Annotated in this window: 4 protein-coding genes and 3 pseudogenes; all 7 read right to left on the reverse strand. The window is 45.6% G+C overall.

What is annotated here, in order from left to right; all coding sequences use genetic code 11:
* A pseudogene (locus AC1DUA_RS27935) lies at nt 1-245 on the reverse strand (SelA-like pyridoxal phosphate-dependent enzyme); the annotation flags it as partial.
* Nucleotides 223-1,087, reverse strand: a pseudogene (locus tag AC1DUA_RS27940) (amidohydrolase family protein). The pseudogenes AC1DUA_RS27935 and AC1DUA_RS27940, both read right to left, overlap by 23 nt.
* A 283-nt stretch (nt 1,088-1,370) precedes the next feature.
* Nucleotides 1,371-2,018: a nitroreductase family protein gene (locus AC1DUA_RS27945; protein ID WP_477502870.1), complete on the reverse strand. Its 648-nt coding sequence runs from the start codon at nt 2,016-2,018 to the stop codon at nt 1,371-1,373.
* A gap of 80 nt (nt 2,019-2,098) precedes the next feature.
* Nucleotides 2,099-3,202: an efflux RND transporter periplasmic adaptor subunit gene (locus tag AC1DUA_RS27950; RefSeq protein WP_477502871.1), complete on the reverse strand. Its 1,104-nt coding sequence runs from the start codon at nt 3,200-3,202 to the stop codon at nt 2,099-2,101.
* A gap of 13 nt (nt 3,203-3,215) precedes the next feature.
* Nucleotides 3,216-4,409, reverse strand: a complete 1,194-nt coding sequence (locus tag AC1DUA_RS27955) for an ABC transporter permease (protein ID WP_477502873.1) — start codon at nt 4,407-4,409, stop codon at nt 3,216-3,218.
* Between the two features lie 27 nt (nt 4,410-4,436).
* Nucleotides 4,437-5,105, reverse strand: a pseudogene (locus AC1DUA_RS27960) (ABC transporter ATP-binding protein); the annotation flags it as partial.
* A 25-nt stretch (nt 5,106-5,130) separates the two neighbouring features.
* A partial coding sequence (locus AC1DUA_RS27965) for an MFS transporter (RefSeq protein WP_477502872.1) occupies nt 5,131-5,845 on the reverse strand: 715 nt, incomplete at its 5' end.

The raw sequence follows: 5,845 nt of genomic DNA on the forward strand, positions 1-5,845 counted from the left end.
GCCACGGAGAGTGCAATGCCGCTCGATGCCGAGTTGACGACAACGGCAGCTTCGGAACCAAGAATTTTCGCGATATAATCGCCTGCTTTATCAACAAGATCAGCAATCTCAACGTAATTTTGCCCGCCGTGTTTCATAGCTTCCATAACGGTGTCGGTCGGAGCGGATACCCCGAGAATACTCATGCGTCCACTTGCATTGATGACACGTTTAAGACCGTATTTAGCATTTAATGAGAGCGCCATTTACAACTACTCCTTTAGATTGAATTGTTCGATCTGCCGTACGTGTGTCTCCTTCAGAGTCAGTGAGTTGAATCTCTTCATTCTGAACGGTAAAAAGTGTGAGATTTGCTGTATCTCCAACCCTAATTCGACCAAGCTCCGGTTTGTTCAGCCAGTTTGCAGCATGCGTAGTCACAGCGGCAATGACCTCTTCGAGCGAGTAGCCCAGATACAGAAATTTCGTCAGCACATGGGACATACTAAAAACAGGACCATTCAGACGATTCCCGCGATAAATATCCGTTGAGATCGTGTCCAAACCGATATGATGTTTTTTCGCGGTTTCCGCAACTTTGAAAGAAAAGCTAGCTGTGCCGTGTCCGACATCCAGATGTACGCCTCTTTCAATCGCTTTCGTAAGCACATCCAGGGGCTTTCCTTCATCATCAAAAAGATTATTAGCCTTCCCATTCAAATAATGGGTAATGATATCTTTCTTTTCCAAAAGCGAAATGACCTCTTCGATGCTGGGCGGTCCAGAACCAATATGAACCATCAAAGGAAGAGAGGTTGCTACTGAAAGTGCCCGTGCAGCACCAGCTTCCGGCGTCAACAATCGTGGTGACACCTTGTTTGATACCGATCTCATCGATTTCATCACCGTAGGGATCAAAGGCAGGGAAGGCATGAACGTGCATATCAATCCAACCGCTTGAAACATAGGCGCCTGAGTAGTCAACGATCTGTTTTCCTTGTCCCTGCCCGGGACTAGTCAATTCCGCAATTTTCCCGGCTTCGATTACAACATCGAGAAATTCTCCGTTTACTTGCCTAACATTGTGTAGGACGAATCGCTCCTGCATGCCTGTCACCTTTTTCCATAAATCGAATTATGAACGCTTTCACTAAGTCTTCCTTCTAAGTTCTCCTTCTATGTAGGAGAAGGTTCTAAATTATAGAATTGAATATAACGTTATAATGTTAGATTAGCATATTGCATGGATTAAGTAAATATAACGTTATAATGTTTGTGATGGTAATTATGCCATGGTTTTGAAGACACTTTGGCATATTGGTGTGGGGGGAGAGACGCTCGCACATATACAGAAAGAAGCTGCCTGTGATTGCGGCAGCTCCTTCATTTAATTAGTCTATGATTTGAAGAATATCATCAATTTCTTTGCGAGCCAATTTGCCCGGGCGATCCTTCGGATGACCGAGGGAAATGACCATATTAATCTGGCACTCTTCCGGAATGTTCAGATACTCGCGAATTTGATCTTGAGCCAGCAAAACAGGCCCAGTCATCGGACACGTCGCGAGACCTCTTGCATGCGCGGCAAGCATCAGATTCTGCGAGGCTAGGCACGAGCTTTTAATTCCTTCTTCGGCCCATACCGCATCTTCAACAAGCTCGATCGGATCGAAAATCCGGTCGCGGAACTTGGATTCGTAAGGTGTTGCTAAACAAATGATCAGCACAGGAGCATTGGAAAACGCAGTAGCATAAGGTCCAAATGACTTCACAAGAAGGCGTGCTTCCCGGGAGAGACCTTTCTGCTCGGCATCAGACGCCCTGAGATGAAGCTGATCCCATGTTAATTGTTCAATATGTTTAATCTTTTCTGTATTTCGTATCGCAATAAACTTCCACGTCTGGGAGTTCGTATCGCTTGGCGCATAACGAGCGCAGTCGATAATTTCTCGAATATCTTCGGTCGCGACTTCCTGATCTGTAAAATTACGAACGCTGCGGCGCTCTAACACAATAGTTTTAAAATCTTCATAATTCATAAAAAACAATTACCTGCCTTTGCTACATCATTTTCGTCATCATTATTACTTGGTCCTAAGACTATAGTATAAAACAGTTGTCACTGCAGCACAACCGTATCTCCTTCTTGGAGACCCTTGAGGACCTCCGTTTTTTCAGGTGTTTCCAAGCCAATCTCGATTTCACGACGTTCTGTGCCTTGCGGAGTCTGCAGCATGACGTAGTAGATATCCTTCTCGTGCATGACAGCTAGCGTGGGAACGACTGTTGTTCCGCTCTTTTTCTCTGTCTCGATTGTCCCGGAAAGACTGAGTCCTGCGATAAGCTGCTCGTCTGGTTCTAGAGAAATGGTAACCTCGAACTGCGCAGAAGCGGACCCTTGATCAGTGCCTGCTTTTGCAAATTTGGAAACCTTCTCAACCTTGCCTTGCAGCTTTTTCTGTTTCAGGGCTTCCACTTTTACTTGTACGGACATACCTGGCTTGATTCGGAAAACGTCAAACTCGCCAACCGCACAAACGAGCTGAAGCTTCGTCAAATCCACGATTTTACCGATTCGTACGCTCTCTTCAACAGACTTAGGGATTTTGGAGGAATCCTCGAATAAGAAGATGCCGTCTTCAGGTGAAATAAAAGTTGCCTGTTCTACTTTCTCTTGCTTTTTTGTCAGCTGCAATTGAATGGATTCATCGTTTACCTGATTCAACTGCTCCTGGATTCTGCGTCCTTCGGAAGCAGCGAATCGTGACCGAGAATCATCCTCGCTGACGGCGCCAGCCGGAATGCTGGTTGCTTCTCCTTCCGGCCCAGCTGCTTTAAAATTCGCAAGATCAGCCTCAAGCTTCTGTTTGTTCAAATTGGATTGCAAAGACGCGATTTCACTTTTCAGTGGTGTGGCATCAAGCTCAAACAGCAGCTGCCCCTTTTTAACTTGAGCACCGTCCGTGATCTGCCAGGCTTTAATTTCGCCGCCAAAAGGTGCGTATACACGTGTTTCCTTCTCATAAGAGGACTTTCCTTTTACTTCAACACTGTTTACAAGGTCCTCTTTGGTTACTTTAAACTGCAGAGCGCCGGGAGAAACGGTGTTGTCCGTATTCGCGCCCTTCATGGCTCTGGGATGGCTGGATATGTATAAAAAGCCGCTAATACCGCAGATCAGGAGGGCTGTTAGTAGCAGCATCCATGTTTTCTTTTTCCTCATGCTAGGTAAACTCCTATTCTCGTTTAATTGCTGTCAACGCGTCCGTGCGCGATGCTTTAATAGCGGGATATAGCCCTGAAAGAACGCCGGTCATGACAGCGAAAAACAGGCCGACTGGAAGAATCCAAAAGGAAATAAATAAAATTTCAGCGGGCTCTCCGGCATTAGATCCGAATCGAATAATGATTAGATTGATTCCCCATATAACCCAATAAGAAAGCATAATACCAACAAGGCCGCCTAACATGCCCAAAAGCGACGATTCCACAATAAACATGTTGCGGATTTGTTTTAAATTCGCACCCAGCACTTTCATGATGCCAATCTGTCTCCTGCGTTGATGCGTGGACATCGTCATAGCAACAACAATGGAAATCGAGGCTACGAACAGCACGAAAAGACCGACACCCGTTAGCAGCAATCGAACGATAACGAATTCACCTTTCATCCGATCTTCTTGGTATAAATTAGTTTGCGTATTGAGCTGGAGTTTTTTTATCCACTCATCCACTTGCTTAACATTGACGCTGTTGTCGATTTTCACTTTCACTTCGGAATATTGAACGCGACCGTTTTGTGCTGACTTGTTCAGGGCCTCCAACATTTTCTGGCCGGTTTGCGGTGAGACATAAGCCGTTTTGTTTCCCTGCAGCATGGAATCCGGCAGACCATCCGGTTTTTTCAATATACCCGTAACTCGAAGTGTTACTTCCTTCGGTTCGGCCAAAGTTGTCCCTGAATTCCCGCCAGATTGCTCTTCAAAGTTATTTGATTTGAGCAGCAATTGTTTCTGATAAAGTGGATAAGGGATCGCGCCCATTTGACGGTAAGTTTCAGACTGTTCCTTGGTTGGATTCTGCTGCATCAGCTTATTTCTAGTTTCTATCGTCTTGGCATCCATAACGCCGAGGGTTGTCCCGTAACTGAGCACAATATGGTTGTCTTGATTACTAGCTCCGCCTTGCTGAAATTTGGAGTCGAAATCTTCTAGCGCACTTAGCTCAGTAGCAATCAAATGAAGATAGCTTTGCTTGCCATCATCAACGGTGAAGCTGAACTGTCCTAAGTCTTGAAAACTAGCAACGGATTTTACATGTGGAAAAGTACGAATAAGATCGAGCTTGCTCGTTGTTAGTTTAGGAGGGCTATTCGGATCATTGTTTTGATCCGTAATTGTTATTTCATCGGTTTTGAGATAAAAGCTCATTTGTTTCTGACTATAGTGTTGAATAGACTTACCTTCCAGCAAGTATCCGTCGCGAAGTTGTAAAATTCGCTGCGTTCGGCGCGCTACCTCGTGCTCATGAGTAACGATAACAAAAGTGATGCCCGAATTTTGATTTAAATCGATGAGCAAATCGATGATCTCGGCTTCTGTCTTCGTATCTAGATTACCGGTAGGTTCGTCGGCAAAAACGATGGCAGGTTTCGTAATGAGGGAGCGAGCAATACTGACGCGCTGCTGCTGTCCGCCGGATAACTGTGAGGGAAATAAATCCGATTTATCACCGATACCGACTTTTTGCAGGAGCGCCATAGCTCGTTGTTTGCGTTCTGAGGCGGCTACACTTTGAAAGACGAGGGGCAGCTCTACGTTCTCACGGACGGTTAAATGTGCTATTAATTCATAAGATTGGAAAATGAAGCCGATATGCGTCCTTCGAAATTCCGCCAAGCGGTTTTCGCTCATTTTCTCAATGGCATGTCCTGCGATGCTAATACTTCCTCGGGTGGGCTTCATCAAGCCCGCCATTAAATTTAGCAGTGTCGATTTCCCGGAGCCTGAGCTCCCGAGCAAAGCGACCATTTCACCTTGCTMTACCCGGAAACTAAGTTCATGCAGAACGGGAGTATCCTCTTGCCCTGTGCGGAAACTATGAGATAACCGTTCAATGGCTAACACGTAATCATTCCCTTCAATAAAAAAACTATCTGCTACCCGGCAAGCGACCATCGTTTTGGAATAAATGTGTAGCAAGGAAACCGATCGCTGCAACAATCGATAAACAGCCGGCAATGACGTAGACCGTGCTTCCCCCTGCAGCATCATAGATCCAGCCGCCTAACGTTCCGCTGATTAATCCAGCGATGCTTGACCAAGCCACTGCAAATATCGCTTGTCCGGACGAGCGGTATTCATCGGGTATAATTTGGCTCAAATAACGATTGGCCGTAATGAGAAATACACCGAATGTTAAGCTATGCAACAGCTGAACACCAATGATCCAAGCGGGATTATGGATAGACCCCATAATGAAAAAGCGCAGGGCATAAATAATTCCCGCAAAGGCAAGAAGCGGCAATTCTTTAAAGCGGTGCCCATGTTTGCTAAGAAAGAAGAACATGGGAATTTCACTTAGTGCAGAAGCCATCCAAGCGTAACCGATCACGGAGTCAGAAGCGCCTAGCTGCCGCATATAAAGGGCCAGGAAGCCATCATTAAAGCGATGAGAGACTGACATGATGATGATCAGGGTTAAGAACCAGACAAACTTCTTCGAACGCAGAATGCTCAGCATGCCGCCTAAAGCCATTTTTTTGCCACTTTGACGCGCATCCTTTAAGAAGAAAACAAGGATTAACGTGCAAACAATCGTGAACAAACACAGAATTGGCGTGAGTCCTGTCCCGTAGTGTCTAAGC

This window comes from Paenibacillus sp. 01T422, assembly GCF_056398785.1.